Below are 26,215 nucleotides of genomic sequence, written 5' to 3'. Positions count from 1 at the left end.
ACCCCCGGCCCACCTCGACCGCCGGTCCGATGCCGGCCCCCGGCCCCCGGCCCCCGGCCACCGGCCACCGGCCACCGGTCAGTTCAACATCGCCCGAGCCGACCGAGCCTCCCCCCGCACGCGTTCCGCGCCCGCCTCGTCCACGGCCCCCACCACCTCCGCGTACGCCTCCAACTCCCCGGCCCCCGCCAGGAACTCCCCCCGCTCCACCAGCAGCCGCGCCCGCTCGTACCGCAGCCGCGCCGCGTGCGACGGCAGCAGCAGCGCCAGTTCGATCGCCCACAGCCCCACCGCGGACTGCTCCGGCCGCCCCGCAGCCCACGCCCGGACGTTGTTCAGCACCCGCGTCACCACGTCCAACGGCGCCGCGGGCTCCAGCATCGACGGCGTCAGTCCCGCCGCCCCGGTCGCCCCGGCGACCAGCGCCTCCGCGTCGTCGCCGCTGAGCAGCCGCCCCCCGTCGAACGGATCGACGAGCACCCGCTCCTCCACCCCGCCCGCGGAGCCGCCCGCGAGCCCCGGCTCGGCCCCGAACCCGACCACGAAGTGCCCCGGCAGCGCGACCCCGTACACCGGCGCCCCCGCCCGCCGCGCCACCTCCATCCACACCACCGACAGCAGGATCGGCAGCCCGCGCCGGCGCCGCAGCACCGCGTGCAGCAACGACGACTCCAGCCGCCGGTAGTCCGCGCCGACCCCGTGGAACCCGTACCGCTCACCGAGCAGGTCCCGCAGCGCCTCGGCCCAGGCCCGCGGCGTACCCGGCCGGAACGGCAGCTCCCCGGCCAGCCGGTCCAGCTCCACCTGCGCGGCGCCCAGGCCCGCCTCGTCCAGCGAGCCGTCGCCCTCCGCGCCCACCAGCAGGCACAGCGCGGACAGGTCGGGCCGCTCGGAGCGGACCTCCTCGGCGAAACGGCGGCGCAGTTCGGCGGAGCGTTCCGGCGACGGGGGCTGCGGGGGACGTGGGTGGCGCATGGCTGGCTCGTGCCCTTTCACGGCGGCTTTCACAACGATCGATCACCGGCTCTCCCGGCCCTGCCGGATCTCCCGGCCCTCGGCGCCCTTCCGGCTCCCGCCCCTACCGCTCCGTCCCGGCGCCGGCCGGCTCCCGGTAGTGGTGGTACGCGTGGTGCGCCGCGAAGCCCATCCCGGCGTACAGGGCCCGCGCACCCGCGTTGTCCGTCTCGACCTGGAGCCACGCCGCCGACGCGCCCTCCTCCAGCGCCCGCCGGGCCAGCGCGGCCAGCACGGTGGTCGCGAGCCCCCGGCGCCGGTACGCGGGGTCGACCTCGACGGCCGCGAAGGAGGCCCACCGCCCGTCCACGACGCACCGCCCGATCGCCGCCGGAGCCCCGGCCTCGGCACCGGGCACCGTCGCGAACCACACCGACGGACCGCTGCCCAGCACCCGCAGGGCCACCTCGCTCACGCCCTTGCGCTGGTACCGCGCCAGCCACGCCTCGTCCGCCGTCCGGGACAGCTCCACCCCGGCGCCCTCGGCCAGGTCGGCGACCGGCGCGAGCGGGCCCGTCCACACCTCGGCCGTCACCTCGCGCACCCAGCCCCGCCGCTCCAGCTCCGCGCACAGCGCTTCCTGCGTGCCCTCGGCGCCGGTGGCGGTCTGGACGTACGCGGGCAGCCCGCGCTCCCCGTACCAGCGTCGTACGGCCGTCAGCGCCTCGTCGAGCGGCAGCCCCGGATCGCCCAGCGGCAGTACGGAGTTGGCCCGCCGCGTGAACCCGGCGGCGGCGCGCAGCTCCCACTCGCCCAGCCACTCGCTCTCCACCGGACGCCAGGCGCGCGCCGTGGTCCGGGTCAGTTCCCGGAAGGACGCGGCGGGCCCGCGCCGGCGCGCGGGCGCGGACGGCACGACCTTCCCGGCGACGAGCGAGGACTCCGCGACACGGACCGACTCACCGCTCTTCCGTGTGATCAGCAACACACCGTCAGTCCATGATGTGAGAACACCCACCGTGTCGGTGAACATCTCATCCGTAACACCGGGTTCCCTCAACCGCCGCACGGAGACTCGTTTGCCCACGTCAGCAACGGTGATACGGACCTCAAGACGCCCAGCGGCCGAGATTTCCACGGGTCGGTCCACCCCTCCTGTTCGGATCACGTCCAAGAACGGAGATACTAGGGGCGGGCATCGACGACGCCGCGCTCCCGCGCGCCAGGCGGCGGAGCCTGGGGAGGCCCGCCAGCGCCCTATCTAGGAGGAACGACAGCGTGACCTACGTCATCGCGCAGCCTTGTGTCGACGTGAAGGACAAGGCGTGCATCGAGGAGTGCCCGGTCGACTGCATCTACGAGGGCCAGCGGTCCTTGTACATCCACCCGGACGAATGCGTCGACTGTGGTGCCTGTGAGCCGGTCTGCCCGGTCGAGGCGATCTTCTACGAGGACGACACTCCCGAGGAGTGGAAGGACTACTACAAGGCGAACGTCGAGTTCTTCGACGAACTCGGTTCGCCGGGCGGCGCCAGCAAGCTGGGGCTGATCGAGCGCGACCACCCCTTCGTCGCCGCGCTGCCGCCGCAGAACCAGTAAGAGCGGCCCGCACACGCGCCGCCTCGGTCCCGTGCGGCCCGGTCTCCGGACCGGCGCCGGACGGGGCCGAGGCGTTTGCCGTGCCGGGCGCGCACGAGGAAAGGGAGCCACCCCGTGTCCGCAGTCTCCGACCGCCTTCCCGCCTTCCCGTGGGACAAGCTGGAGCCGTACAAGAAGACGGCCGCGGCGCACCCCGACGGCATCGTCGACCTCTCCGTCGGCACCCCGGTCGACCCGGTGCCCGAGCTGATCCAGAAGGCCCTGGTCGACGCGGCGGACTCCCCGGGCTATCCGACCGTCTGGGGCACGCCCGCGCTGCGCGACGCGATCACCGGCTGGGTGGAGCGCCGCCTGGGCGCCCGCGGCATCACCCACCGCCACGTGCTGCCGATCGTCGGCTCCAAGGAACTCGTCGCCTGGCTCCCGACCCAGCTGGGCCTCGGCCCCGGCGACCGGGTGGCCTTCCCGCGCCTGGCCTACCCGACGTACGAGGTCGGCGCGCGCCTCGCCCGCGCGGAGCACGAGGCGTACACGGTGACCCGAGGCGCTGACGCGCCGGGCCCGATCGACCTGGACCCCGCGGGCCTGAGGCTCCTGTGGCTCAACTCCCCGTCCAACCCGACCGGCGAGGTCCTGTCCAAGGCCGACCTGACCCGCATCGTGGCCTGGGCGCGCGAGCACGGCGTCCTCGTCGTCTCCGACGAGTGCTACCTGGAGCTGGGCTGGGAGGCCGCCCCTGTCTCCGTCCTGCACCCGGACGTCAACGGCGGCTCGTACGACGGCCTGGTCGCCGTCCACTCCCTGTCCAAGCGTTCCAACCTCGCGGGCTACCGCGCGGCCTTCCTGGCCGGCGACCCGGCGGTCCTGGGCCCGCTTCTGGAGATCCGCAAGCACGGCGGCATGATGACGTCCGCGCCGACCCAGGCGGCCGTGGTGGCGGCCCTCGGCGACGACGAGCACGTCCGCGTCCAGCGCGAACGCTATGCGGCCCGCCGCACGGTCCTGCGCGACGCCCTGCTGGGCCACGGTTTCCGCATCGAGCACAGCGAGGCCAGCCTCTACCTGTGGGCCACCCGTGACGAGTCCTGCTGGACCACGGTGGCCCATCTGGCCGACCAGGGCATCCTGGTGGCCCCGGGCGACTTCTACGGCCCGGCCGGCGACCGGTTCGTCCGCGTGGCCCTGACCGCGACGGACGAACGCGTCCGGGCGGCGGTTCAGCGCCTGGCCGCATGACCTGTGCGCAAAAGGCCGGGACCCGGGGAGAACCCCGGGTCCCGGCGCAGCAGAGTCGGCGGTGCTCAGCCGAGCGGCAGCCCCTGCACCGGCAGTCCGCCGCCCAGCGCGTCCGTCGGCAGGCCGCCCTCCGTGGCGGTCCCGGCGGTGTCACCGACGATCTCCCCGGCGGCGCCCGCCGCGCTGCCCGCGGCGTTCTGCGCGACCGGCGTGGCCTTCTTGACGACCGAGCCGCCGGTCTTGCCGGCCATCGGCACGGCCGTCTTCACGGCCTCGCCGCCGGTCTCGCCCGCGGTCCTGGTGACGCTCTGCGCCGCCGAGTCGACGCTGTTGCCGACGTTCGCCCCGTCCAGGGCGGTCAGGCCCCCGAGGTCCGGGGTGGCGGGCAGTGCGGGAGCCGCGCCGGCGGAGCCGGCCGCACCGACCCCGGCAGCCGCTCCCGCGGCGACGAGCAGCGCGGCACGGGCGATCCGGCGGGTCAGGGGGAGGGACATGATGCTCCTTCGACGGAAGTCAACGATGTTCAAAAGCGGTCAGGATGAGGAATCCCACCGTGCCCGGCGAGTCATCGACCGGGCTCGGACGCAGTGACTACCGCTCGAAGGCCACGAAGGTTGCGGCGAGGCGACGTAAAGAGTTGGTAATGCGTCGCATTATCAGGTGCACAGAAAAACGGGCAAAAGGGTGCCGGTAGGAAAGTCCGCCGAATCCTTACGGCCCTTGATTTCTCCGGGCTCCGACGGACCCGGGACGGGCATCGGGGAAACCCGCGCCGCGCGTCGCCCTCCCGCCCGTACGGGTAACGCGCAAGGGTGACGCCTCGCACGGGCGACCGCCGCACCGCGGCCGCCCCCGGCCCCGTCGCCGACTCGTGTCGTGCGGCCGTGATCCGCTACCCCGCGGTCGTGATCCGCTACCGCGCGGTCGTGATCCGCACCGAACCACCGGCCCGCTCGGCGCCCTTGGCGCCCGTACCCGCCGGACGCCACTTGCTGTCGGTGTTGCCCGCGGTCCACACCCGGCCCGCGTACGAGACGTTCTGGATGCGCAGGGCGGACGCGTTGGCCACCGCCCAGTGGGCCAGCTGCCAGCCGCGCCGCGTGCGCTCCTCCGGCGACGAACCGCTGTCCGCGGTCACGGGCAGGGTCACGGTCCGCTCGTCCGAACCGCCCCCGGCGCCCGGCGCGTCCGCGGTGGGCGAGGGCGAGTCCGCGGGTGCCGCCGAGGCGTCGGCCACCTCCGCGGCGGCCGGCTGGAGCACCGCGGGCCCGAAGTCCCGCACCAGCGCCGCACGGACCGCGTCCGGCCCCTTCACCCGGTTCGTCTCGGGCGGCCCGTCGCAGGTCAGCGTCGCGGCGGACCGGCCGGTCAGGGCGCCGGCGAGCAGCAGGGCGTCCGCCTCGTGCTTGGCGTAGGCGTACGGGTGCCCGCTGCGCTGCACGCGCTGGGCGGCGTCGTTCAGCGACAGGTCCAGGTAGTCGGGCACCTTGACCAGGTGGTCGTAGAACTGGCCCGCCGAGTACGCCGGGTCCATGATCTGCGCCGGTGTGCCCCAGCCCCACATGGGCCGCTGCTGGAACAGGCCGAGCGAGTCCTTGTCGCCGTGGTCGAGGTTGCGCAGCGCCGACTCCTGCAACGCCGTCGTCAGCGCGATCGCCGCGGCCCGCTCGGGCAGCTCGCGGGCGGTGGCCACGGCGGTGATCGTCGCCGCGTTCACCGCCTGCTCCGGCGTGAACTCGTAGAACGCCCCGTCGTCCTTGCCGGACACCACCGTGCACTTCGGGTCGCCGGGGCCGCCGGTGACGTACTGCGCCGTCACATACCCGGCGAGGGCGAGCAGGACCACGGAGGCGGCGCCGGCACGCAGGAGGCGGCCACGGCGTCTTGGAGGCGGCGAGGGCGGGAGCACGCGTACAAGGTACTGGAGGGTAGGGCCCGGTGTACGCCGGGTACGGACAGTGCCCCAAGGGGCACGCACGTTAGGGTCGGGCCATGGCCGACACCCCGCTTGACCTCACACTGGACGCCGCGGAGCTTACCGCGCGGCTCGTCGACTTCCCGTCCGAGAGCGGCACCGAGAAGCCGCTGGCGGACGCGGTCGAGGGCGCCCTGCGCGCGCTGCCCCACCTGACGGTCGAGCGGTACGGCAACAACATCGTCGCGCGCACGGAGCTGGGCCGCCCGGAGCGGGTGATCCTCGCCGGTCACATCGACACGGTGCCGATCGCGGGCAACGTCCCCTCGCGCCTCGACGAGGACGGGGTGCTGTGGGGCTGCGGCACCTGCGACATGAAGGCCGGGGTCGCCGTGCAGCTGCGCATCGCGGCGACCGTCCCGGAGCCCAATCGGGACCTCACCTTCGTGTTCTACGACAACGAGGAGGTCGCCGCCGACCTGAACGGCCTGAAGCACGTCGCCGAGGCCCGTCCGGAGTGGCTGGAGGGCGACTTCGCGGTGCTCCTGGAGCCGTCCGACGGCCAGGTGGAGGGCGGCTGCCAGGGGACGCTGCGGGTGCTGCTGAAGACGGCGGGGGAGCGGGCGCACTCCGCGCGGAGCTGGATGGGCGCCAACGCGATCCACGCCGCCGCCCCGATCCTCGCCCGCCTGGCGGCGTACGAGCCGCGCTACCCGGTCATCGACGGCCTGGAGTACCGCGAGGGCCTCAACGCGGTCGGCATCACGGGCGGGGTGGCGGGCAACGTCATCCCCGACGAGTGCGTCGTCACCGTCAACTTCCGCTACGCGCCCGACCGCAGCCCCGAGGACGCCCTCGCCCACGTGCGCGAGGTCTTCGCGGACTGCGGGGTCGCGGAGTTCGTGGTCGACGACCACAGCGGCGCGGCCCTGCCCGGCCTCTCCCACCCGGCCGCGGCGGCCTTCATCGAGGCCGTGGGCGGCACCCCGCAGCCCAAGTACGGCTGGACGGACGTGTCGCGCTTCTCCGCGCTCGGCGTCCCGGCCGTCAACTACGGACCGGGCAACCCGCACCTGGCGCACAAGCGCGACGAGCGGGTCGAGGTGGCGAAGGTCCTCGCGGGGGAGGAGCGCCTGCGCTCCTGGCTGACCGCCTGATCCACCGCGGGCCCGCGCGGGTTTACGTCGCTGCGTGGCGGACATGCTGAGGTCCCTCGTACGTAACCCGCGTAGATCTACGCTGAGGTGGAACAACCTGCGACTGGAGGGAGCGCCCATGCCTACCGGCAACCCCGAGGGCAAGAAGCAGCCACCGGAGGAACAGCGCCTGGGCCCGGTCCTCCGGAGGGGGGACCAGGTGCAGCGGAGCACCACCGACCAGCGGCTGCTGGACGAGCGCGCCCCGACCGACTGGGTGCACACCGACCCCTGGCGCGTCCTGCGCATCCAGTCGGAGTTCATCGAGGGCTTCGGCACGCTCGCCGAACTGCCGCCCGCCATCAGCGTCTTCGGCTCCGCCCGGACCCCGGCCGACTCGCCGGAGTACGAGGCGGGGGTGCGGCTGGGCCGCGGCCTGGTGGAGGCGGGCTTCGCGGTCATCACCGGCGGCGGCCCCGGCGCCATGGAGGCGGCCAACAAGGGCGCCCTGGAGGCGAAGGGCACGTCGGTCGGCCTCGGCATCGAGCTGCCGTTCGAGCAGGGGCTCAACCCCTATGTCGACATCGGCCTCAACTTCCGCTACTTCTTCGTCCGCAAGATGATGTTCGTGAAGTACGCGCAGGGATTCGTCGTCCTGCCGGGCGGCCTCGGCACCCTCGACGAACTCTTCGAGGCCCTCACCCTGGTCCAGACCCAGAAGGTGACCCGTTTCCCCATCGTCCTCTTCGGCTCCGAGTACTGGGGCGGCCTGGTCGACTGGCTCCGCGGAACCCTGGTGGCCCAGGGCAAGGCGGCGGAGAAGGACCTCCTCCTCTTCCACGTCACGGACGACGTCGACGAGGCGGTGGCCCTGGTCTCCAAGGAGGCGGGCCGCTAGCGGACCCCGCCCGCGGACGACTGCGGGACGGCACGCTCGCGGAGAGCTGGGGGACGGCGCGCAGGGGTGCGGGGGACGCGGTCCCCGTCGGGGTCCGGGGGTGGATCCCCCCCATCCCCTCCCGCTACGCCAACCCCCGCCGAGCCACCGCCGGCACCCGGTGGCCCGCGATCGTCGCCACCATGTCCAGCACCTGCCGCGTCTCCGCCACCTCGTGCACCCGGTACACCCGCGCCCCCAGCCACGCCGACACCGCCGTGGTCGCGAGCGTGCCGATCAGCCGCTCCTTCACCGGCCGGTCCAGCGTCTCCCCGACGAAGTCCTTGTTGGACAGGGACACCAGCACCGGCCACCCCGTCTCCACCATCTCCCCGAGCCGCCGCGTCGCCTCCAGGCTGTGCCGCGTGTTCTTCCCGAAGTCGTGCCCGGGATCGATCAGCACCGACTCCCGCGGCACCCCCAGCGCCACCGCCCGCTCGGCCAGTCCCAGCGTCACCCGCAGGATGTCGGCCACGACGTCGTCGTACGCCACCCGGTGCGGCCGCGTCCGCGGCTCGGCGCCGCCCGCATGCGTGCAGACCAGCCCCGCCCGGTAGCGCGCCGCGACCTCCGCGAGCCTCGGGTCGACGCCGCCCCACGCGTCGTTCAGCAGGTCGGCCCCGGCCTCGCAGACGGCCTCGCCGACATCGTGCCGCCAGGTGTCCACGCTGATCACCACGTCCGGGAACCGCCGCCGCACCTCCGCGACGAACCCCACCGTCCGCCGCGCCTCCTCCTCGGCGGACACCTCGTCCCCCGGGCCGGCCTTCACCCCGCCGACGTCGATGATCGCGGCGCCGCCGGCCACCGCCTCCTCCACGCGCGCGAGAGCGGGTTCGTCGCGGAAGGTGGCCCCCTGGTCGTAGAAGGAGTCCGGGGTCCGGTTCACGATCGCCATGATCACCGGCTCGTGCGGTCCGAATTCCCGCCTGCCCAGCCTGAGCGTCCCCTGCGACATCGTCTCGTCCATACCGTTCTCTCGTCCCGCTCTCGACCTCGGTCGCGCGGTCCTTCGCCGACCGCGGCACCGGCTGTCAGACTCGCATGGCACGATCGGACCCGACACAACCGACTCCCGCACGACCGACGCCCGCAGTACCGACTCACGCAGTACCGACTTCCGACTCCGACCGTCCCGACCGACCATGGGGGCACCAGCGATGGTCATGTTCCTGTTCCTCGTCATCGCGCTGGCCGTCGTCGTGGCCGCGGTGACCCTCGCCGTGGTGAGCGGCGGCGACAGCGGGCCGCTGCCCGACGCCGCCCCCGAGCGCGTCCGGGACGCGCTGCCGCCGGACCGCCCGGTGGCCCGCGGCGACGTGGAGCGGCTCCGCTTCCCGCTGGTCGCCCGCGGCTACCGCATGGCGGAGGTCGACGACGCCCTGGGCCGCCTCGGTGCCGAACTGGCCGAGCGCGACGCCCGCATCGCCGACCTGGAGTCGGCCCTGGCCGGGGCCCGGTCCGCCGCCGTCCACCAGCACGTCGCCATGGACAAGCCCACCGGGGAGGAGCACCGGTGAGCGCCGGAGAGGCCGTCGCGGGCCCGGACGGCGCGGCGCGCTGCCCCTGGGCCCTGTCCACCGCGGACTACGTGACGTACCACGACGAGGAGTGGGGCCGCCCGGTCCACGGCGACGACGCCCTGTACGAGCGGCTCAGCCTGGAGGCCTTCCAGTCCGGCCTGTCCTGGATCACCATCCTGCGCCGCCGCACCGGTTTCCGGGCCGCCTTCGCCGGCTTCGCCATCGCCGAGGTGGCCGCCTTCACCGACGAGGACCGCGAGCGCCTGCTCGCCGACCCGGGCATCATCCGCAACCGCGCCAAGGTCGACGCCACCCTCGCCAACGCCCGCGTCCTGGCCGGGTGGGAGCCGGGCGAGCTCGACGAGCTGATCTGGTCCCACGCCCCGGACCCGGCCGGCCGCCCGGTCCCGAAGACCCTCGCCGACGTCCCGGCCGTCACCCCGGAGTCCACGGCGTTGTCGAAGGCCCTGAAGAAGCGGGGTCTGCGCTTCGTCGGCCCGACCACGGCGTACGCCCTGATGCAGGCCTGCGGCCTGGTGGACGACCACCTGGCGGCGTGCGTGGCCCGCCGGTCCTGAGCTTCGGGGCGGGAGGCGGCAGCCGCCTCCCGCCCGCAAGGCAGCCGCCTACCGGCCCAGATACCTGGGCTTCTCCTTCTCGACGAAGGCCCGCACCGCGATCGCATGGTCCTCGGAGGCCCCCGCGCGCGACTGCAGCTCGTCCTCCTTGTCCAGCGTCTCGGAGAGCGAGTGTGTCAGCCCGTACGCCGTGGCCTCCTTCAGCGCCGCGTACGCCACCGTCGGCCCCTCGGCCAGCGCCCGCGCCGTCTTCTCGGCCTCCGCGCGCAGCTCGGCGGCGGGGACGACCCGGCTGGCGATGCCCAGTTCGTACGCCTCCCGGGCGGCGATGCTGCGCGGGAAGAGCAGCAGGTCGGCGGCGCGTCCGGGGCCGACGACACGCGGCAGGGTCCAGGAGATCCCCGAGTCCGCGGTGAGCGCCACCCCCGCGAAGGACGTGTTGAAGGACGCCGTGTCCGCGACGATCCGGTAGTCCGCGGCGAGGGCGAAACCGAGGCCGGCCCCGGCCGCCACGCCGTTCACGGCGGCGACCACCGGCTTCCGGGCCCCGGCGAGGGCGCGCACGATCGGGTTGTAGTGCTCGCGCACCGTGCTCATCGTCTGACCCGAAGCCTGCCCCGAACCGGCCTCCCGGTCGGCCGCCAGCAGCCCGATGTGCTCCTTCAGGTCCTGGCCGACGCAGAACGCCCGCTCGCCGGCCGCGGTCAGCAGCACCGCCCGCACGGCGTCGTCCGCGGCCGCGGAGCGCACCGCCTCCCGGAGCGCGACCTTGGTCTCGACATTCAGCGCGTTCATCGCCTCGGGGCGGTTCAGCGTGATCGTCGCGAGCCCGTCGCCCACCTCGTAGAGAACGGTGTCGGCCATGGAAATCCCCTCCGCGTCGTCGCGTGCGTCCGTCAGACAGCATGACGGAGATCGACGGCAACGGATCGATCGGGAGATGTGACCTGCGTCAAAGAATTCCGGTCCGAATCCATTCGGAGGAAGGGGCCGGGGGCGCGCAGTATCGCAGTCACATCGCCGAATTGAGTGGTTTTGCTCGCGCGCGTTGCCCAAGCGATGCCGACCGATGTTGGTCATCGGGTCCTGGGATGCGGGATAATGGCCGGGAAGGAATGTGTTCGATGCCGGTGTCGCGTGTCCGGTCCGGACTGCGCGTGCCCTCACGGGCCTCGGCGGTGACGGTGAGCTGGTATCAGGAAGGGGAACGAGCATGGCGGCCATGAAGCCGCGGACGGGTGACGGCCCGCTCGAGGTGACCAAGGAGGGGCGGGGCATCGTCATGCGCGTTCCGCTCGAAGGCGGCGGTCGACTCGTCGTCGAGCTGACCCCCGACGAGGCCGACGCGCTCGGCGACGCCCTCAAGAAGGTCGTCGGCTGACGCGCGAGCGACCATACCCAATCAGTCGCCCCGGTGCCGCATGCGGTGCCGGGGTGATTGCTGTTCCGGTGCTTCGCTACTGCTTCGCTACGGCATTCAGCGCTTGACGGCGCAGAGCAGTCCGTCGCCCATCGGAAGCAGCGAGGGCACCAGTTCCTCGCTCTCCCGGACCGCGCGCAGGACCTCCCGCAGCCGCAGCACCTCGGTGGGCTGCGGTCCGGAGTCGACCGTCCGGCCCGCGCCGAAGACGCCCTCGAAGGCGACGAGACCCCCGGGACGCAGAAGCCGCAGCGATTCGGCGAGATAGTCGGGGTACTCGAGCCGGTCGCCGTCGCAGAAGACCAGGTCGTAACCGGCGTCCGCGAGCCGGGGCAGTACATCCAGGGCGCTCCCGGGAATGAACCGGGCCCGGTTGCTGGCGAAGCCCGAGGCCCGGAAGGCCTGCCGCGCGAACTGCTGGTGCTCCGGCTCGGGGTCGACCGTGGTCAGCACGCCGTCCGGTCGCATCCCGCGCAGCAGATGGATCCCGGAGACTCCGCAGCCGGTGCCGATCTCGGCGACCGCCTTGGCGTCCACGGCAGCGGCGAGCAACCCCAGGGCCGACCCCGTCCCCGGGGTCACCGAGCGCAGGCCCGCCTCGCGGGCCCGCTCGCGTGCCCAGAGCAGCGCGTCGTCCTCGGCGACATAGGCGTCGGCGAACGCCCAGCTCGTCTGCCGGTTGCCGGTAATGGCCCTCTCCTGTCCCCGTTGTTGCCTCGGCGTGACTGTATCCGTTGGCGTCGGGAACCCGCAGATGGGACCGGTCGTTCAAAGGGGAGAGCGAAGAGGCGGCCGAGAGGCTGTGACCGGGACGGGGGCGGCCGATGGACCAGGGTGGCGAGCAGGTGCTCACACGGCCGTGCGGCCCGGACCGGCGCAGATCAAATTCTCGTAAAACCGCTTATCCGGAGCTAACGGGCGAGGTGGCTATGGTAGGGGCTCCACTGGACACCACCAGAGCCGACAGGGGAGGTGCGGCCGTACCCGCGGATCGGGGCGGAGTGCTGCGGCGCTTCCTCGGATCGGCAGGCAGGCCGAAATCCGTGAACGACACCGCTGCTGACCACAGCCACGCCGACCGTCCCACGACGGGGCACGCCCAGACCGCGACCTTCTCCGGCGACGCGGACGGGCAGGCGTGGACTCCGCCCACCTGGGAGGAGATCGTCAGCACCCACAGCGGCCGGGTCTACCGCCTCGCCTACCGCCTCACCGGCAACCAGCACGACGCCGAGGACCTCACCCAGGAGGTCTTCGTCCGCGTCTTCCGCTCCCTGTCGACCTACACGCCGGGCACCTTCGAGGGCTGGCTGCACCGCATCACGACCAACCTCTTCCTGGACATGGTCCGCCGCAAGCAGCGCATCCGGTTCGACGCGCTCGGCGACGACGCGGCCGAGCGGCTGCCCAGCAAGGAGCCCTCCCCGCAGCAGGTCTTCCACGACGCCCACTTCGACGCGGACGTCCAGCAGGCGCTGGACACCCTCGCGCCCGAGTTCCGGGCCGCCGTCGTCCTGTGCGACATCGAGGGACTGTCGTACGAGGAGATCGCCGCGACCCTGGGCGTCAAGCTCGGCACGGTGCGCTCCCGTATCCACCGCGGCCGCTCCCAGCTGCGCAAGGCGCTGGCCCACCGCTCGCCCAAGGCGCGCGCCGAGCGCCGCTCCTTCGTGGCCGGTGTGCCCGCTCTGGGAGGAGGGGGCACGAGCGCGTGAGTGGGTCACGGCCTGAGTCCGAGGGACATCTCGCAGAGCAGCATCTGGGAGACCGACTCTCCGCCCTGGTGGACGGCGAGCTCGGTCATGACGCGCGTGAGCGCGTACTGGCGCACGTGGCCACCTGTGCGAAGTGCAAGGCGGAGGTCGACGTGCAGCGCCGGTTGAAGGACGTCTTCGCGCAGGCGGCCCCGCCGCCCCCCTCCGAGAGCTTCCTGGCCCGCCTCCAGGGGCTTCCCGCGGGAGGTGACACGGACGGTGACGGCCCGCCGCCGGGCGGCGGAGGTTTCTCCGACGGCCTGGCCGGGCTGCCCGGCAGGTTCCCGACCGCCGCGGCCTCCGGCGCCTTCGGTGCCAAGCGGGGCGACCGGTTCGCGTTCGACTACGTGCCCGCCCGGCCGCACACCCCCCTCCTGCCGCCCTCCGCGCCCGGGCGGGGCGGCTTCCGGATCCACGACGTGAACCGGTCGGAGAACGAGCGCTCCGCCTCGCGCGGCAGGCGGTTCGCCTTCGCCGCCGCCGGGGCGGTGTCGCTGGCCGCCATCGCGCTGGGCGGTGTCACCTTCGGCGTCCCGGACACCACCACGGACGCCCGCGGCGCGGGCAGCGGCAGCAACGTGACACCGGCCCGCACCCAGGGCACGGGAGCGGCCGGCACCTCCGAGAGCCAGCGTCGCCGTACGGGCGCCCCGCTCCTCGGGCAGTCCCAGGGGCAGCGCTCGCTCGGTGACACCCCCGTCGCGCCCACCGGCGTCTCCGCGCCGCTGCTGCCCGGCCTGCCCGCCCCGGCCGGCGCCGACGTGCGACAGCAGGCCGTGCGCGCGCTGACCACGCCGGTCACGGCCGGTGCCGCCGTCATGTCCCCGTTGATACGGCCGCTCGAAGCGGTGCCCCCGCTCGCCCTGTCCTCCTGGTCCAAGGCCCCGGAGGTCAGGCCGCCCGGGCTGTTCGCCGCCCCCGAGCCGGTTCCGTCTCCTTACCCCGCGGCCTCACCGGCCGCCTCGGCCCGTCCGGTTCGCTGACCGGGCTCTGCGCGCCGGGCCGCGAACCTGATTGAATCCGGGTGGCGCCAGAGCCCTTGGAGCCGAGATCTGCGGCCAGCTGCGGGGGAGAAGATGAACGAGGCGAAGCCCACGAGGACGAAGTGGTGGAGTCGTCCCCGCCCGTCAGGAGAGACGACCGACGGCGACTTCGAGCTGGAGCGCCCCGGTCCGGGCACCGGAGCGGGTGACGAGGCGCAGGGCGGCGACTTCGAGCTGGAACGGCCGCTGCCGCCCGGCACCCCGGCGGGCGTCCCGGGTGGGAACGGCGACGGTGCCGCCGGGGACGAGGCCGGCGACGGCGACTACGAGCTGGACCTCCCGACGCCGAGGGCCGAGGGGACCCGGTACGCCGAACCCGCCCCGGTCACTGACGCCGGTCCCGCGACCGGCATCCCTTCGGCGCCGGACACCTCTCCGGCATCCGACGCCGTCCCGGCCTCGGATGCCGTCCCCGCGCCCGCCCGGGCGCCTGGAGCTGCACCCGTGGCCGATGCCGACACCGGGGAGGCATCCCCCTCCGCCCCCGCCGCCGAGCGTCCCAAGCCGCTGCACGAACCCGACCCGTACAGCACCCCGCCCTACGGCGAACCGGGCCCGTGGGCCCCCGCCCCGCCCGTCCAGCACCCGGCGGCCACACCGGCGCACGGCACGGCGGCCGTCTCCTCGCCCGCACCCGCCCCGCACGCCCCCGCCGCACCCGGGCCCGCACCACAGCCACCGCTCCCGCACGGAACCGCCCCGCACGGGGCGCCGCCGGTGTCCCCGCCGCCGGGCGCGCTGCCCGACCCGGCGTTCGCCGACGCCCCGCCCCCGCCGCACCCGACGTCCACGCACCCGACGCCCCCGACGCACCAGACCCATCCGACGCCCCCGCCCCCGGCGTCCCCCCTGACCTCCGTCCCGGCGTCGGCGGACGCACCGCCCCCGCAGGCCGAGGCGACGCCCGCCGCCGAGCCGGGCGGCGAACCGGCACTCGACCCCTGGGGGCGTTACGACCCCTGGGCCGTCCCGGCCGCCGCGCCCCTCCAGCACGACGGCTCGGACACCTGGACGCCGAAGGAGCGGCGCGGGCGCCGGCGCAGGGCGCTCGTCGGCGGGGCGCTGCTCATCGCCCTGGTCTCCGGCGGCGTCGGCGGCGCCCTCGGCACGTACCTGGAGCGCAACGGCGGCGTCGGCACGGTGGACCTCCCGCAGGCCGGGGCCGAGTCCGCCGAGCGGGCCCCCGACACCGTCGCCGGCATAGCCGCCCGGGCCCTGCCCAGCGTGGTGACCCTGCACGTGAGCGGCAGCGACGCCGCGGGCACCGGCACCGGGTTCGTACTCGACGACCGCGGCCACATCCTGACCAACAACCACGTCGTGGAGCCCGCCGGCTCCGGCGGCGACATCACCGTGACCTTCAACAGCGGCGACACCGCCGAGGCCGAGGTCGTCGGCCGCGACGGCGGGTACGACCTGGCCGTGGTGGAGGTCAAGGGTGTCAGCGGCCTCACGCCCATGCCCCTCGGCAACTCCGACAACGTGCGGGTCGGCGACCCCGTCGTCGCCATCGGCGCCCCCTTCGACCTGGCCGGCACGGTCACCTCCGGCATCATCAGCGCCAAGGAACGGCCCATCACCGCGGGCGGTGAGGAGGTCGACGGCAGCGACGTGTCGTACGTCGACGCCCTGCAGACCGACGCGCCCATCAACCCGGGCAATTCCGGCGGCCCGCTGCTCGACGCCCAGGGCCGGGCCATCGGCATCAACTCCGCCATCCGCTCCGCCGACAACGGCAGCGCCGAGTCGGACGGCGGCCAGGCCGGTTCGATAGGGCTCGGCTTCGCCATCCCCATCAACCAGGGCAAACGCGTGGCCGAGGAGCTGATCAACACCGGGAAGGCCGCCCACCCGGTCATCGGCGTCACCCTCGACATGAACTACGCGGGGGACGGCGCCCGCGTCGGCGCCAAGGCGAGCGACGGGGGACCGGCGGTCACCTCGGGCGGGCCCGGTGCCAGGGCCGGGATCAAGCCGGGCGACGTGATCACCGCGGTCGACGGACAGCGGGTGCACTCCGGCGAGGAGCTCATCGTCAAGACCCGCGCCCAGCGCCCGGGCGACCGTCTGGAGCTGACCCTGGAGCGGGACGGCGAGGAGACGAAGGTCTCCCTGGTGCTCGGCTCCTCGGACGGGGACTGAGCAGGCCGGGGGCCGGAAAGGCAAACAATTCGGAAAGCGCTCGTATACACGCACTCGGGGCTCACGGGACGGTACCGGTCGGACGGGATCGCCGGGTACCGTGGTGGCGGCCCGGACATCCCAAGGAGCTTCAGGTGTTCAATGACATAGGCGCACTAGAGCTGGTGACGCTCGTCGTCCTCGCCGTGCTCGTCTTCGGTCCGGACAAGCTCCCCAAGGTCATCCAGGACGTGACGCGCACCATCCGGAAGATCCGCGAGTTCTCGGACAGCGCCAAGCAGGACATCCGGGACGAGCTGGGCCCCGAGTTCAAGGACTTCGAGTTCGAGGACCTGAACCCCAAGACGTTCATCCGCAAGCAGCTGGACAACGACGAGCTGGGCCTCAAGGAGCTCCGCAGCGGCTTCGACCTGAAGAAGGAGATGGCCGAGGTCACCGACGCGGTGCACGGCCGCGACACGGAGGCCTCGTCCGCGTCGTCCGCCGCCGCGTCCTCCTCCGGCGGGCGTATCGACATGTCGAAGAAGGCCGACCTGTCGAAGAGGCCGGAGAAGGCCGAGAAGCCCGCCGCCGACGACCGGCCGCCCTTCGACGTCGACGCCACCTGAGCCCCACGCCTCGCCCCGATGCGCCCCCGGGCCCGCCGTCGGCCCGTGCGTGTGACGCGTCTCATACTCCGGACGGGGCGCCCACGACCCGAACGCGCCGCCCGGGCGGCCCACGCGCCGGGCGGTTTCCCGGCTGCCGCCAGAGGTGTGGCTATGCTGCCCGAGTTGTTGTGCGGACCGGACGAGTGCGCCCGAAGGGGGGCGGGCTTCCGTTCCGACGAGAGCGAGGAGGCGTCCGGGCACATGGAGACGACGAGTCGGGCAGTCGCGCAGACGCCGGCCGCGGAGGGCGGACCAGAGTCCCCCGAAGGCCGGCGTACGGTCGACGGCTACCTGCGTGCGCCCTTCCCGTGGTACGGCCTCGACGAGGCCTTCACGGGGCGGCGCTGGCTGATGCAGATCGGTACGGCGGCCGACGGGGCCGTGGAGCACGGCTCCATCGGGCACGGGGACGAACCGTCCGTGCGCAACGAGCACGTGGCTGGCGAGGAGAAGGACGCCAAGGAGAAGTTCGCGGTCGTCGTGACCGTCGCGGCCAACCCGGACCGGCGCAGCGCCGACGGCACCGGCCTGCTGGAGGCCACCTCGGTCTCCTCGGCGGCCTGGCTGGCCGGTGTGGGGCTGCTGTCCTTCACCTGGCCGGGCCAGATGGACCACTCGCTCCGCGACGACTGGCTGGAACAGCAGACGGAGACGGCGTGGGTCCTGGCGGACGACCTGGAGGGCGAGGACTGGACCGCGCTGTCGCTCCCCGTGGACGGCGTGCCGACGCCGTTCCACTACCGGGAGTCCGAGTTCGGCTGGGTGCTGGCCGGCTCCACCCAGCAGGGCGTGCACCTGGGCGCCTACGGACGGGGCATGAGCGCCTACGGTCTCGCCTTCTCCGTGGTGAAGGACATCGGGGCGTACGCCCCCTAGGCCTCCAGGACTCCTCGGCCCTCCAAGCCCCCTCGGCCCCGTAGTCCCCTGGGCCCGGGGGCCGGCCGTCGGCCGTGTGTACGACGAGGGGCGCCGTCCTCGCGGACAGCGCCCCACTCCCGTACGGAACCTCGTGGCCCGTACGGAACGTCGTCAGAACTTGTTCTTCGGCGTGATCCCCAGCGACAGCCCCGACAGGCCCCGCTGCCGCCCCCCGAGCTTGCCCGCGATCGAGCGCAGGGCCGCGCCCGCCGGGGAGTCCGGGTCGGTCAGGACGACCGGCCTGCCGTCGTCGCCGCCCTCGCGCAGGCGCACGTCGATCGGGATGGAACCGAGCACCGGCACCGAGGCGCCGGTCGTGCGGGTGAGGCCGTCGGCGACCGACTGGCCGCCGCCGGTGCCGAAGACGTCGACCATCTCGCCGCAGTGCGGGCAGGGCAGGCCGGACATGTTCTCGACCACGCCCACGATCTTCTGGTGGGTCTGCACGGCGATGGCGCCGGCCCGCTCCGCCACCTCGGCGGCGGCCTGCTGAGGGGTCGTCACGACCAGGATCTCGGCGTTCGGCACGAGCTGGGCGACGGAGATCGCGATGTCGCCGGTGCCGGGCGGCAGGTCGAGCAGCAGGACGTCCAGGTCGCCCCAGTACACGTCGGCCAGGAACTGCTGGAGCGCGCGGTGCAGCATCGGGCCGCGCCAGACGACCGGCGCGTTGCCCGGGGTGAACATGCCGATGGAGATGACCTTCACGCCGTTCGCCGACGGCGGCATGATCATGTTCTCGACCTGGGTGGGACGCCCCTCGGCGCCCAGCATGCGCGGCACGGAGTGGCCGTAGATGTCCGCGTCGACGACGCCGACCTTGAGTCCGTCGGCCGCCATCGCCGCCGCCAGGTTCACCGTCACCGACGACTTGCCGACGCCGCCCTTGCCGGACGCCACCGCGTACACCCGGGTCAGGCTGCCCGGCTTGGCGAAGGGCACCTCGCGCTCGGTCTGCCCGCCGCGCAGAGCGGTGGCCAGCTCCTTGCGCTGCTCGTCGCTCATCACGTCCAGCTCGACGTCGACGCGCGTGACGCCCTCCACGCCCGAGACCGCGTCCGTCACGCGCTGCGTGATGGTGTCCCGCATGGGGCAGCCGGAGACCGTCAGGTACACCGCGACCGCGACCGCTCCGTCCGCGCCGATCTGCACCGACTTGACCATCCCGAGTTCGGTGATGGGCCGGTTGATCTCGGGGTCGTTCACCGTCGCCAGTGCCTCGCGCACCGCGTCTTCCGTAGCCATACGACGATGGTACGGCGCCGCCCACGGGGCGCGGAAAGCCCCGTCACCGGTCGTGTACGTCACGCCCCGCGGGCCGATCCGCCGGGAATACCCCGCGATCGGCACGGTGGCCGTTCTGCCGCTCCTCCAGCTCCTTGAGCGCGTCCTGCAGCTCGGAGCGGATCCAGTCCCGCGTCGCGACCTCGCCGAGCCCGATGCGCAGGGCGGCGATCTCCCGGGTCAGGTACTCGGTGTCCGCGATCGACCGCTCGTTCTGCTTGCGGTCCTGCTCCAGGTTGACCCGGTCCCGGTCGTCCTGCCGGTTCTGCGCCAGCAGGATCAGCGGGGCGGCGTAGGAGGCCTGCAGCGACAGGGCCAGCGTCAGGAAGATGAACGGGTACTCGTCGAACCGAAGACTGCTCGGCGCCGCGATGTTCCACACCACCCACAGGATGATGACGACCGTCATCCAGACGATGAACCGCCCGGTGCCCAGGAAGCGCGCGACGCGCTCCGACAGCCGGCCGAAGGACTCCGGGTCCCACTCGGGCAGCAGCCGGCGGCGCGGCGGGCGGGGCTGGTCCAGGCGGGTCCGGGCCCGGGAGGCCGCCGTGGCTCCCGAGGCGGCGCGCTCGCGGGCCGTCGTCTCGCGCTCAGGCACCATCGCGGTTCGCCTCCCCCGCCGTCTCGTCCAGGTGGTACTCGGTCTCCCGCCAGTCGTCGGGCAGCATGTGGTCCAGTACGTCGTCCACGGTGACCGCGCCGAGCAGCGACCCGGAGTCGTCGACGACCGGCGCCGCGACCATGTCGTACGCGGCGAAGAAACCGGCCACCACGGGCAGTGCGGCCTCCGGCTCCAGGGGCTGCAGGTCGTCGTCGAGGATCGAGCCGACCAGCGTGTACGGGGGGTCGCGCAGCAGGCGCTGGAAATGGACGGTGCCCAGGTACTTGCCGGTCGGGGTCTCCTCCGGCGGCCGGCAGACGTAGACCTGGGCGGCGTGCGCGGGGGACAGGTCGGGGTTGCGGATGCGGGCCAGGGCGTCGGCGACGGTCGCGTCGGGCCGCAGCACGATCGGCTCGGTCGTCATCAGACCGCCGGCCGTGTGCTCCTCGTACGCCATCAGCCGCCGCATGTCCGCCGCGTCGGAGGGCTGCATCAGGCTCAGCAGCCGCTCCTTGTCCGCCTCGGGCAGCTCGCCCAGCAGGTCGGCCGCGTCGTCCGGGTCCATCGCCTCCAGGACGTCCGCGGCGCGCTCCTCCTTGAGCTTGCCGAGGATCTCGATCTGGTCGTCCTCCGGCAGCTCCTCCAGCACGTCGGCCAGGCGGTCGTCGTCGAGGGCCGCGGCGACCTCCGCGCGGCGCTTGGCCGACAGGTGGTGCAGGACGTTGGCGAGGTCGGCGGGGCGCAGCTGCTCGAACGTGGCCAGCAGGTTCTCCGCGCCCTGCCCCTGCTCCTCCACGGAGAAGCCGGTGACGCCGGACCACTCGACGGTCAGCTTCTCGCCCTTGGCCCGCCGGAACGCGCCGCCCTTGCGGCCCTTGCGGACGAAGACCTTGTCGATCTCCCAGTCCCGGCGGGCGGGCAGCTGCTGCACCGACAGGTCGAGCACCGTGACCTCCTCGTCCGTCTCGGTGAGAGTGACCCGCCGGTCGAGCAGTTCGCCGAAGACGAGGCGCTCGGTGGGCCGCTGCTCGAAACGGCGGACGTTGAGCACGCCGGTGGTGATGACCTGGCCCGACTCGATGCCGGTGACCCGGGTCATGGGCAGGAAGATGCGGCGGCGGGTGGTGAGTTCGACGACGAGCCCGAGCACGCGCGGGGGTTTGCGGGCGACGCGGAGCATGACGACCAGATCGCGGACCCGTCCCACCTGGTCGCCGGCCGGGTCGAACACGGCGATGCCGGAGAGGTGGGAGACGAAGATCCGGGGGGCGCCCGCTGCCATGGCCGCGGCTCCTTTCCTCACCCCTGCGCGGAGGAGTGAGCGTGCGTGCGTGAAAGCTGGTTCGTACGGTGTCTCTTTTCCGAATTGCCCGCTCGGACGGGCTTCAGGCTAGCCCGTCCCGATCGGCCTCGCCCCGGCGGCCGGTCCGGACGGACTGGCTCCGCCGGCCGCGCGGCGCCCCGGTACGCTGCGCCCTGGCCCGGTCGGCTCACCGCCGACGTCCGTCGGCCCGTGCCAGTCCCCCGAGAAAGGCGGCCCCACCTGTGTCTGTGACTCCCCGGCGCCGAATCCGCAGAGCCGCTCTGGTGGGCGCGGCGTGCGCCCTGGTGGTGACGGGAGCCGGGCTGACGGGATGCGGCAGCGAGGACCCCGACGCGGGCACCAACGGCCTCGGGAAGCTCCCGGCCGACAAGATCCAGGCCAAGGCCCGTACGACCGCTCAGGCGGCCGACACGGTCCGTCTGCACGGCACGGTGGAGGCGGGCGGCAACAGGTACACCCTCGACATGCGGCTGAAGGCCGACGGAGGGACCGGGTCGGTCGCCGCCCAGGGGACGACGTTCGGGCTGCTGCGCGTCGGCGAGCAGCTCTTCCTCAAGGCCGACTCCGGTTTCTGGAGCCACGACGGCGGCGACGCCAAGGCCGCCGGCAAGCTGGCCGACAAGTACGTGAAGGTGCCGCAGAGCGACCCCGTGTACAAGAAGTTCAGCGGCTTCACGGACAAGGACGTCCTCCTCGGCGGTCTGCTGACCCTGCACGGCACGGTCCAGACGGACGGCCGCCACGAGCAGGCGGGCGTGCGCACCATCCGGATCACCGGCGACGAGGGCGACGGCGGTTCGCTGGACGTCTCGCTGGAGGGCACGCCGTACCCGCTGCGCCTGGTGCGGGCGGGCAGCGCCGGCACGCTGGACTTCTCCGACTGGAACAAGGACTTCGCCCTGGAGCAGCCGCCGAAGGACGACACCCTGGACTACGGCAAGCAGCTGCCGACGTCCTGAGGCGCCACCGCGGGCGTGCGGCGTCCGGAGGCCGCTACCGGCGGCGCCGCTTCAGCAGCAGCCGGGGCAGCCCCGCCGGCGCCGGCTGCCGGGTCGTCGCCGGGCTCGGCAGCGGGGCCTCGGCCAGCGCGCCGTCGGGCAGCGGCGCCGTCGACCCGGTCGGCTCCAGGCGCAGCACCCGGCACTCGCGGGCCCAGCGGTCGGTCATGGCCTCGCCGTCCGGTGCGTTGAGCCGCTTGCCCTTCAGGGCGGCGACCGCCTCCTGCCACGCCTCGGAACCGGGCGCAAGCTCCACGACCCGCGCGGACCAGCAGACCACCCGGCCGCCCTTGTCCTTGCTGCGCACCGTCACCTCCGCCGTGCCCCCGTCGGCCAGGGCCGGCAGCGGCTGCTCGCCGGGCCCGTCGCCGACGACGCAGGCGGCGCCCTCGTGCCACACGTGCCACAGGGGACGGGCGGGCACGCCGGGCCCCTTGGCCCAGATGAGGCCGGACTTCTTGGTGGCCTCCTCGACGAGGGCCTGGCCGAGCAGCTCGCTTGTCATGCGGTCAGCCTATCCAGGACCCCGGGGGCCGGTTCAGAGCCAGCCGTTGCGCTTGAGGGTGCGGTGGATGCCCAGGCAGATGACGACCGTGACCGACAGCACCAGCGGGTAGCCGAACTTCCAGTGCGTCTCCGGCATGTAGTCGAAGTTCATGCCGTACACACCGCAGACCATCGTCGGTACGGCGACGATCGCGGCCCACGAGGTGATCTTGCGCATGTCCTCGTTCTGCGCGACGGACGCCTGGGCGAGGTTGGCCTGGAGGATGGAGTTGAGCAGCTCGTCGAAGCCGACGACCTGCTCCTGCACCCGCGCCACGTGGTCGGCGACGTCGCGGAAGTACTTCTGGATCTCCGGGTCGACCAGTCGCATCGGCCGCTCGCTGAGCAGCTGCATGGGACGCAGCAGCGGCGCCACCGCCCGCTTGAACTCCAGCACCTCGCGCTTGAGTTGGTAGATCCGTCCGGCGTCCGTGCCGCGCGAGGTGCCCTTGCGGCCCGGCGAGAACACCTCGGTCTCGACCTCGTCGATGTCGTCCTGCACCGCGTCGGCGACCGCGAGGTAGCCGTCGACGACGTGGTCGGCGATGGCGTGCAGCACCGCCGAGGGGCCCTTGGCCAGCAGCTCGGGGTCCTCCTGGAGCCGGTGGCGCAGCGCGCGCAGCGAGCCCTGGCCGCCGTGCCGGACGGTGATGAAGAAGTCCCGCCCCGTGAAGCACATGACCTCGCCGGTCTCGACGACCTCGCTGCTGGCGGTCAGCTCGTCGTGGTCGACGTAGTGGATGGTCTTGAAGACGGTGAACAGGGAGTCGTCGTAGCGCTCCAGCTTGGGCCGCTGATGGGCCTGGACGGCGTCCTCCACGGCCAGCGGGTGCAGCCCGAACTCCCGGGCGATACCGGCGAACTCGTCCTCGGTGGGCTCGTGCAGGCCGATCCACACGAAGCCGCCGTCGCGGCGCACCTGGCGCATCGCCGTGTGCGGGGTCAGCGGCACGTCGGTCTCGACGCGGGCGCCGTCGCGGTAGACGGCGCAGTCGACGACGGCGGACGGCGTCGCCGGGTCGCGGGTGGTGTCGTAGGCGCTGTTGTCCTTGCGCAGGGAGACGACGCGGGAGGGGCGGACCGCGGCGCGCAGGTCACGGATCATCGACATGGCAGGCTCCTTCGCTACGGGCGGCGAACGGGGCCGTGACGGATGGAACCACCCGGAATGAGGACGTCCTGACCACGCGTGTTCGGCGCGTCCACAAAGCGGGGGGCACCGCACCGTCGCGGTGGCCGGTTTCGCCGCTGGTTCAGCTGCTGATCGGACCGGCGGGCCACGGGTCGGACGAGTCACACGTCGGACGAGCGGGAATTGACGGAACGGATCAGGCACAACGAGACGAAGTGCTCTTCCGCGAGGGATCGTGCGACGGGAAGCGGCGGCCGGAAGAACCGGGGCGGCTGCGTCAGCGGCGGGAAGAGCGGGTGGTACTGCACGGTCGACTTCGGTCCATGCCGCCCACCTCCTCCGGCCGGTCCCTCGTGAGGGACGATCCATTCCCCTTGTTTGAGGGGGTTCCCCGTAGGGGAGTGTTCACGGCGTCGGGGTGTGGCCGCGATGCCCTGCGTGCTGCCCCGAACCGCTGACCCAGAGTACCAGTCACGCGACGTGTCAAGGTGCCGCTTTGCCGCTTCCCGACGAGTTCTATGCTCGCCGCATGGCTGATGTTCTTCCACTGGTCGAGGCCCGGCTGCGCAGCGCGCTGGGCGAGCCGGACGCCCGGGCGGCGGTCACCTTCCTGGGCACCGACCGCATCGAGGTGCTGCGTTTCCCCGCCGCCGGCCAGGAGGGCGAGATCGTCCGCTACGCCACGCTCGGCATGTCGGCGCAGCCCATGGCGGACCCCACGGCGACGCTCGCCGACCCGGACCGGGGCCCCCGCGCCGAGCTGGTGCTCTCGGTGCGCGCCGGGGCGGCCGACACCGGCAAGGTGCTGCGTCCGCTCGCCGTGCTGGCCGCCTCTCCCCAGGTGGAGGGCGTGATCGTGGCGCCCGGTGCCTCGCTGGACGTGGGCGAGCCGCTGTGGCCCGGGGCGCCGTTCACCTCGGTCCTGGTCGCCGAGCCGGGCGGCCTCGTCGAGGATCTGGAGCTGGACGCGCCGCTGGAGGCCGTGCGGTTCCTGCCGCTGCTGCCGATGACGCCGAACGAGGCCGCCTGGAAGCGCGTGCACGGGGCGCAGGCGCTCCAGGAGCGCTGGCTGACGCAGGGGACGGACCTGCGCGATCCGTCCCGCAGGTCCGTCCCACTGGACTGACGCGCTCACTCGCGCTGTCCGGTCACCGGGCGTCAGTCGGCGAAGACCGCGACCGAGTCCTCGGTCGCGTGGGCGGGCTCCAGCTCCTGCGCCCGGTGGGTGAGCGCCCGGCGCCGTACGAGGACCACGACCGCGCCCAGCACGGCGGTGACCGCCGCCACCACGAAGGGGACGTGGATGTCGGTCCACTCCTCGATCTTCGGCGCGAAGTACGGCGCAGCGGCCGCGGCGAACCAGCGCACGAAGTTGTAGCCCGCGCTGGCCACCGGCCGCGGGGCGTCCGACACACCGAGGGCCAGCTCGGTGTAGACGGTGTTGTTCACGCCGATGAACGCGCCGGACAGGACGGTGCAGACGATCGCCGTGGTGTGGTCGCCGTAGCCGAGGACGAGCACGTCGGCCGCGAGCAGCACCAGTGAGCCGCCGAGCACCTTCAGCGAGCCGAAGCGCCGCTGCATGCGCGGAGCCACCAGGACCGAGAAGACGGCGAGCAGCACACCCCAGGCGAAGAACACGGCACCCGACTTGTACGGGGTCATGTTCAGTACGAAGGGGGTGAAGGCCAGCACGGTGAAGAACGTGTAGTTGTAGAAGAACGCCGAGACCGCGGCGGAGGCCAGGCCGCCGTGGCCCAGTGCCCTGACCGGGTCGAGCAGCGAGGTCCTGCGGGCCGGCTTCGGCTGCTCCTTGAGGAACACCGCGATGCACAGGAAGCCGATGGCCATCAGGAAGGCCGTGCCGAAGAACGGGTAGCGCCAGCTCGCGTCGCCGAGCAGCGCGCCCACCAGCGGGCCGCACGCCATGCCGAGGCCGAGGGCGGACTCGTAGAGCAGGATCGCGGCGGCGCTGCCGCCTGCCGCGGCGCCGACGATGACCGCGAGGGCCGTCGAGACGAACAGCGCGTTGCCCAGGCCCCAGCCGGCCCGGTAGCCGACGAGCTGGCCGACGGTGTCGGAGGTGCCCGCGAGGCCCGCGAAGACCACGACGAAGGCGAGGCCGAGCAGCAGGGTCTTGCGCCCGCCGATCCGGCTGGAGACGAAGCCGGTGACCAGCATCGCGAGGGCGGTGATCAGGAAGTACGAGGTGAACAGGAGGGAGACCTGGCTGGCGTTCGCGTCCAGGCCCTTGGCGATGGACGGCAGGATCGGGTCGACGAGTCCGATGCCCATGAAGGCCACGACGGACGCGCCGGCGGTCGCCCACACCGCCTTGGGCTGCCGCAGGATGCTGCCCGCACCCGCGTCGAAGGTGTCCATGCAGTGCTCCAATGCCCGACGGGAGAGGATGGAAATGGTTGGTGTATACACATAGTAAGTTAGCTCAGCTAATTGATGCAAAGTACACCTAGTTTTCGCCGGTCAGGCCGCCCCGCGACCTCCCCGTTCGGACGGGTGAT

27 protein-coding genes are annotated in these 26,215 nt (G+C 73.1%); 14 read left to right on the top strand and 13 right to left on the bottom strand.

Features of this window, described 5'->3' with window-relative positions; all coding sequences use genetic code 11:
* Positions 1-78: 78 nt before the first annotated feature.
* Both IG94_RS0109340 and IG94_RS0109335 read right to left on the bottom strand, forming a co-directional pair.
* Positions 79-975, bottom strand: a complete 897-nt coding sequence (locus tag IG94_RS0109340) for a transglutaminase-like and tetratricopeptide repeat-containing protein (protein ID WP_031033303.1) — start codon at positions 973-975, stop codon at positions 79-81.
* Positions 976-1,078: 103 nt separating this feature from the next.
* Positions 1,079-2,092: a GNAT family N-acetyltransferase gene (locus IG94_RS0109335; RefSeq protein WP_043483250.1), complete on the bottom strand. Its 1,014-nt coding sequence runs from the start codon at positions 2,090-2,092 to the stop codon at positions 1,079-1,081.
* Positions 2,093-2,232: 140 nt separating this feature from the next.
* Here IG94_RS0109335 and fdxA point away from each other — a divergent pair, with 140 nt between their 5' ends.
* Together fdxA and IG94_RS0109325 are read left to right on the top strand one after the other, a co-directional pair.
* A complete protein-coding gene (gene fdxA, locus IG94_RS0109330; protein ID WP_003973842.1) occupies positions 2,233-2,553 on the top strand; it encodes a ferredoxin in 321 nt (106 codons plus the stop codon).
* 114 nt (positions 2,554-2,667) lie between these two features.
* The gene (locus tag IG94_RS0109325; RefSeq protein WP_031033300.1) at positions 2,668-3,789 is read left to right on the top strand and encodes a bifunctional succinyldiaminopimelate transaminase/glutamate-prephenate aminotransferase; all 1,122 of its coding nucleotides are present in this window, start codon (positions 2,668-2,670) and stop codon (positions 3,787-3,789) included.
* 65 nt (positions 3,790-3,854) lie between these two features.
* On the opposite strand, the gene IG94_RS0109320 is transcribed toward IG94_RS0109325, so the two are convergent.
* Together IG94_RS0109320 and IG94_RS0109315 are read right to left on the bottom strand one after the other, a co-directional pair.
* A complete protein-coding gene (locus tag IG94_RS0109320) occupies positions 3,855-4,283 on the bottom strand; it encodes a hypothetical protein (protein WP_031033298.1) in 429 nt (142 codons plus the stop codon).
* 419 nt (positions 4,284-4,702) lie between these two features.
* Entirely contained in the window at positions 4,703-5,698 is a 996-nt protein-coding gene (locus IG94_RS0109315; protein ID WP_107060481.1) for a VldE C-terminal domain-containing protein, read from the bottom strand.
* 83 nt (positions 5,699-5,781) lie between these two features.
* Between IG94_RS0109315 and dapE the strand changes: the two genes are divergently transcribed.
* Together dapE and IG94_RS0109305 are read left to right on the top strand one after the other, a co-directional pair.
* Positions 5,782-6,861 carry a succinyl-diaminopimelate desuccinylase gene (gene dapE / locus IG94_RS0109310; protein WP_031033296.1) on the top strand — a complete coding sequence of 360 codons (1,080 nt, stop codon included), beginning with the start codon at positions 5,782-5,784 and terminating at the stop codon, positions 6,859-6,861.
* Between the two features lie 118 nt (positions 6,862-6,979).
* Positions 6,980-7,738 carry an LOG family protein gene (locus tag IG94_RS0109305; RefSeq protein WP_031033294.1) on the top strand — a complete coding sequence of 253 codons (759 nt, stop codon included), beginning with the start codon at positions 6,980-6,982 and terminating at the stop codon, positions 7,736-7,738.
* A 124-nt stretch (positions 7,739-7,862) separates the two neighbouring features.
* Here IG94_RS0109305 and folP read toward each other — a convergent pair whose 3' ends face one another.
* Positions 7,863-8,735, bottom strand: a complete 873-nt coding sequence (folP, locus tag IG94_RS0109300) for a dihydropteroate synthase (RefSeq protein ID WP_031033293.1) — start codon at positions 8,733-8,735, stop codon at positions 7,863-7,865.
* Positions 8,736-8,937: 202 nt separating this feature from the next.
* On the opposite strand from folP, the gene IG94_RS0109295 reads away from it, so the two are divergent.
* Entirely contained in the window at positions 8,938-9,297 is a 360-nt protein-coding gene (locus tag IG94_RS0109295; protein ID WP_031033291.1) for a DivIVA domain-containing protein, read from the top strand.
* Positions 9,294-9,878: a DNA-3-methyladenine glycosylase I gene (locus IG94_RS0109290; protein WP_031033290.1), complete on the top strand. Its 585-nt coding sequence runs from the start codon at positions 9,294-9,296 to the stop codon at positions 9,876-9,878. Before IG94_RS0109295 ends, IG94_RS0109290 begins: the two co-directional genes overlap by 4 nt.
* A gap of 48 nt (positions 9,879-9,926) precedes the next feature.
* Here IG94_RS0109290 and chcB read toward each other — a convergent pair whose 3' ends face one another.
* The gene (gene chcB, locus IG94_RS0109285; protein WP_446034572.1) at positions 9,927-10,748 is read right to left on the bottom strand and encodes a 2-cyclohexenylcarbonyl CoA isomerase; all 822 of its coding nucleotides are present in this window, start codon (positions 10,746-10,748) and stop codon (positions 9,927-9,929) included.
* A 343-nt stretch (positions 10,749-11,091) separates the two neighbouring features.
* Here chcB and IG94_RS40280 point away from each other — a divergent pair, with 343 nt between their 5' ends.
* Positions 11,092-11,259 carry a DUF3117 domain-containing protein gene (locus tag IG94_RS40280; protein WP_003966491.1) on the top strand — a complete coding sequence of 56 codons (168 nt, stop codon included), beginning with the start codon at positions 11,092-11,094 and terminating at the stop codon, positions 11,257-11,259.
* Positions 11,260-11,355: 96 nt separating this feature from the next.
* Here IG94_RS40280 and IG94_RS0109275 read toward each other — a convergent pair whose 3' ends face one another.
* Positions 11,356-12,054, bottom strand: a complete 699-nt coding sequence (locus tag IG94_RS0109275; RefSeq protein ID WP_078535646.1) for an O-methyltransferase — start codon at positions 12,052-12,054, stop codon at positions 11,356-11,358.
* A 287-nt stretch (positions 12,055-12,341) separates the two neighbouring features.
* Between IG94_RS0109275 and sigE the strand changes: the two genes are divergently transcribed.
* The 5 genes from sigE (at position 12,342) to IG94_RS0109245 (ending at position 17,763) form a co-directional block, all read left to right on the top strand.
* Positions 12,342-13,013: an RNA polymerase sigma factor SigE gene (gene sigE / locus IG94_RS0109270; protein ID WP_031033286.1), complete on the top strand. Its 672-nt coding sequence runs from the start codon at positions 12,342-12,344 to the stop codon at positions 13,011-13,013.
* Entirely contained in the window at positions 13,010-14,035 is a 1,026-nt protein-coding gene (locus IG94_RS0109265; protein ID WP_031033284.1) for an anti-sigma factor family protein, read from the top strand. Before sigE ends, IG94_RS0109265 begins: the two co-directional genes overlap by 4 nt.
* A 93-nt stretch (positions 14,036-14,128) precedes the next feature.
* Positions 14,129-16,237, top strand: a complete 2,109-nt coding sequence (locus IG94_RS0109260; protein WP_031033283.1) for a S1C family serine protease — start codon at positions 14,129-14,131, stop codon at positions 16,235-16,237.
* A gap of 134 nt (positions 16,238-16,371) precedes the next feature.
* Positions 16,372-16,845, top strand: coding sequence for a sec-independent translocase (locus IG94_RS0109255; RefSeq protein WP_031033282.1), 474 nt, complete (start codon positions 16,372-16,374; stop codon positions 16,843-16,845).
* A 243-nt stretch (positions 16,846-17,088) separates the two neighbouring features.
* Complete coding sequence (locus tag IG94_RS0109245) at positions 17,089-17,763, top strand: hypothetical protein (protein WP_031033280.1); 675 nt, start codon at positions 17,089-17,091, stop codon at positions 17,761-17,763.
* Between the two features lie 153 nt (positions 17,764-17,916).
* Here the strand turns inward: IG94_RS0109245 and IG94_RS0109240 are convergent, their stop codons facing one another.
* The 3 genes from IG94_RS0109240 to IG94_RS0109230 are packed head-to-tail and all read right to left on the bottom strand — an operon-like array spanning position 17,917 to position 20,975.
* Positions 17,917-19,050, bottom strand: a complete 1,134-nt coding sequence (locus tag IG94_RS0109240; RefSeq protein WP_031033279.1) for an Mrp/NBP35 family ATP-binding protein — start codon at positions 19,048-19,050, stop codon at positions 17,917-17,919.
* Positions 19,051-19,093: 43 nt separating this feature from the next.
* Positions 19,094-19,693, bottom strand: coding sequence for a DUF1003 domain-containing protein (locus IG94_RS0109235; protein ID WP_031033278.1), 600 nt, complete (start codon positions 19,691-19,693; stop codon positions 19,094-19,096).
* Positions 19,683-20,975 carry a magnesium transporter MgtE N-terminal domain-containing protein gene (locus tag IG94_RS0109230; RefSeq protein WP_031033277.1) on the bottom strand — a complete coding sequence of 431 codons (1,293 nt, stop codon included), beginning with the start codon at positions 20,973-20,975 and terminating at the stop codon, positions 19,683-19,685. Before IG94_RS0109230 ends, IG94_RS0109235 begins: the two co-directional genes overlap by 11 nt.
* Positions 20,976-21,238: 263 nt before the next feature.
* Between IG94_RS0109230 and IG94_RS0109225 the strand changes: the two genes are divergently transcribed.
* Positions 21,239-21,976 (top strand): hypothetical protein, encoded by a 738-nt coding sequence (locus IG94_RS0109225; protein WP_031033275.1) that lies wholly within the window; start codon positions 21,239-21,241, stop codon positions 21,974-21,976.
* A 34-nt stretch (positions 21,977-22,010) separates the two neighbouring features.
* Here IG94_RS0109225 and IG94_RS0109220 read toward each other — a convergent pair whose 3' ends face one another.
* Both IG94_RS0109220 and IG94_RS0109215 read right to left on the bottom strand, forming a co-directional pair.
* Positions 22,011-22,520, bottom strand: coding sequence for a hypothetical protein (locus IG94_RS0109220; protein ID WP_031033274.1), 510 nt, complete (start codon positions 22,518-22,520; stop codon positions 22,011-22,013).
* Positions 22,521-22,553: 33 nt separating this feature from the next.
* Positions 22,554-23,672 (bottom strand): magnesium and cobalt transport protein CorA, encoded by a 1,119-nt coding sequence (locus IG94_RS0109215; RefSeq protein WP_031033273.1) that lies wholly within the window; start codon positions 23,670-23,672, stop codon positions 22,554-22,556.
* Positions 23,673-24,222: 550 nt separating this feature from the next.
* On the opposite strand from IG94_RS0109215, the gene IG94_RS0109205 reads away from it, so the two are divergent.
* The gene (locus tag IG94_RS0109205) at positions 24,223-24,819 is read left to right on the top strand and encodes a suppressor of fused domain protein (protein WP_031033271.1); all 597 of its coding nucleotides are present in this window, start codon (positions 24,223-24,225) and stop codon (positions 24,817-24,819) included.
* 32 nt (positions 24,820-24,851) lie between these two features.
* Here the strand turns inward: IG94_RS0109205 and IG94_RS0109200 are convergent, their stop codons facing one another.
* Entirely contained in the window at positions 24,852-26,075 is a 1,224-nt protein-coding gene (locus IG94_RS0109200) for an MFS transporter (RefSeq protein WP_031033270.1), read from the bottom strand.
* Between the last annotated feature and the right edge of the window lie 140 nt (positions 26,076-26,215).

Origin of the sequence: Streptomyces olivaceus (assembly GCF_000721235.1) — a bacterium.
GTDB lineage: Bacteria > Actinomycetota > Actinomycetes > Streptomycetales > Streptomycetaceae > Streptomyces > Streptomyces olivaceus.
This window is presented reverse-complemented; position numbering and strand designations above follow the sequence as displayed.

Bases quoted from the DNA above. Each gene is read 5' to 3' on its own strand.
- IG94_RS0109340 (WP_031033303.1), bottom strand. From the start codon at position 975: ATGCGCCACCCACGTCCCCCGCAGCCCCCGTCGCCGGAACGCTCCGCC.
- IG94_RS0109320 (WP_031033298.1), bottom strand. From the start codon at position 4,283: ATGTCCCTCCCCCTGACCCGCCGGATCGCCCGTGCCGCGCTGCTCGTC.
- dapE (WP_031033296.1), top strand. From the start codon at position 5,782: ATGGCCGACACCCCGCTTGACCTCACACTGGACGCCGCGGAGCTTACC.
- IG94_RS0109305 (WP_031033294.1), top strand. From the start codon at position 6,980: ATGCCTACCGGCAACCCCGAGGGCAAGAAGCAGCCACCGGAGGAACAG.
- folP (WP_031033293.1), bottom strand. From the start codon at position 8,735: ATGTCGCAGGGGACGCTCAGGCTGGGCAGGCGGGAATTCGGACCGCAC.
- IG94_RS0109295 (WP_031033291.1), top strand. From the start codon at position 8,938: ATGGTCATGTTCCTGTTCCTCGTCATCGCGCTGGCCGTCGTCGTGGCC.
- IG94_RS40280 (WP_003966491.1), top strand. From the start codon at position 11,092: ATGGCGGCCATGAAGCCGCGGACGGGTGACGGCCCGCTCGAGGTGACC.
- IG94_RS0109260 (WP_031033283.1), top strand. From the start codon at position 14,129: ATGAACGAGGCGAAGCCCACGAGGACGAAGTGGTGGAGTCGTCCCCGC.
- IG94_RS0109245 (WP_031033280.1), top strand. From the start codon at position 17,089: ATGGAGACGACGAGTCGGGCAGTCGCGCAGACGCCGGCCGCGGAGGGC.
- IG94_RS0109240 (WP_031033279.1), bottom strand. From the start codon at position 19,050: ATGGCTACGGAAGACGCGGTGCGCGAGGCACTGGCGACGGTGAACGAC.
- IG94_RS0109235 (WP_031033278.1), bottom strand. From the start codon at position 19,693: ATGGTGCCTGAGCGCGAGACGACGGCCCGCGAGCGCGCCGCCTCGGGA.
- IG94_RS0109230 (WP_031033277.1), bottom strand. From the start codon at position 20,975: ATGGCAGCGGGCGCCCCCCGGATCTTCGTCTCCCACCTCTCCGGCATC.
- IG94_RS0109220 (WP_031033274.1), bottom strand. From the start codon at position 22,520: ATGACAAGCGAGCTGCTCGGCCAGGCCCTCGTCGAGGAGGCCACCAAG.
- IG94_RS0109215 (WP_031033273.1), bottom strand. From the start codon at position 23,672: ATGTCGATGATCCGTGACCTGCGCGCCGCGGTCCGCCCCTCCCGCGTC.
- IG94_RS0109205 (WP_031033271.1), top strand. From the start codon at position 24,223: ATGGCTGATGTTCTTCCACTGGTCGAGGCCCGGCTGCGCAGCGCGCTG.
- IG94_RS0109200 (WP_031033270.1), bottom strand. From the start codon at position 26,075: ATGGACACCTTCGACGCGGGTGCGGGCAGCATCCTGCGGCAGCCCAAG.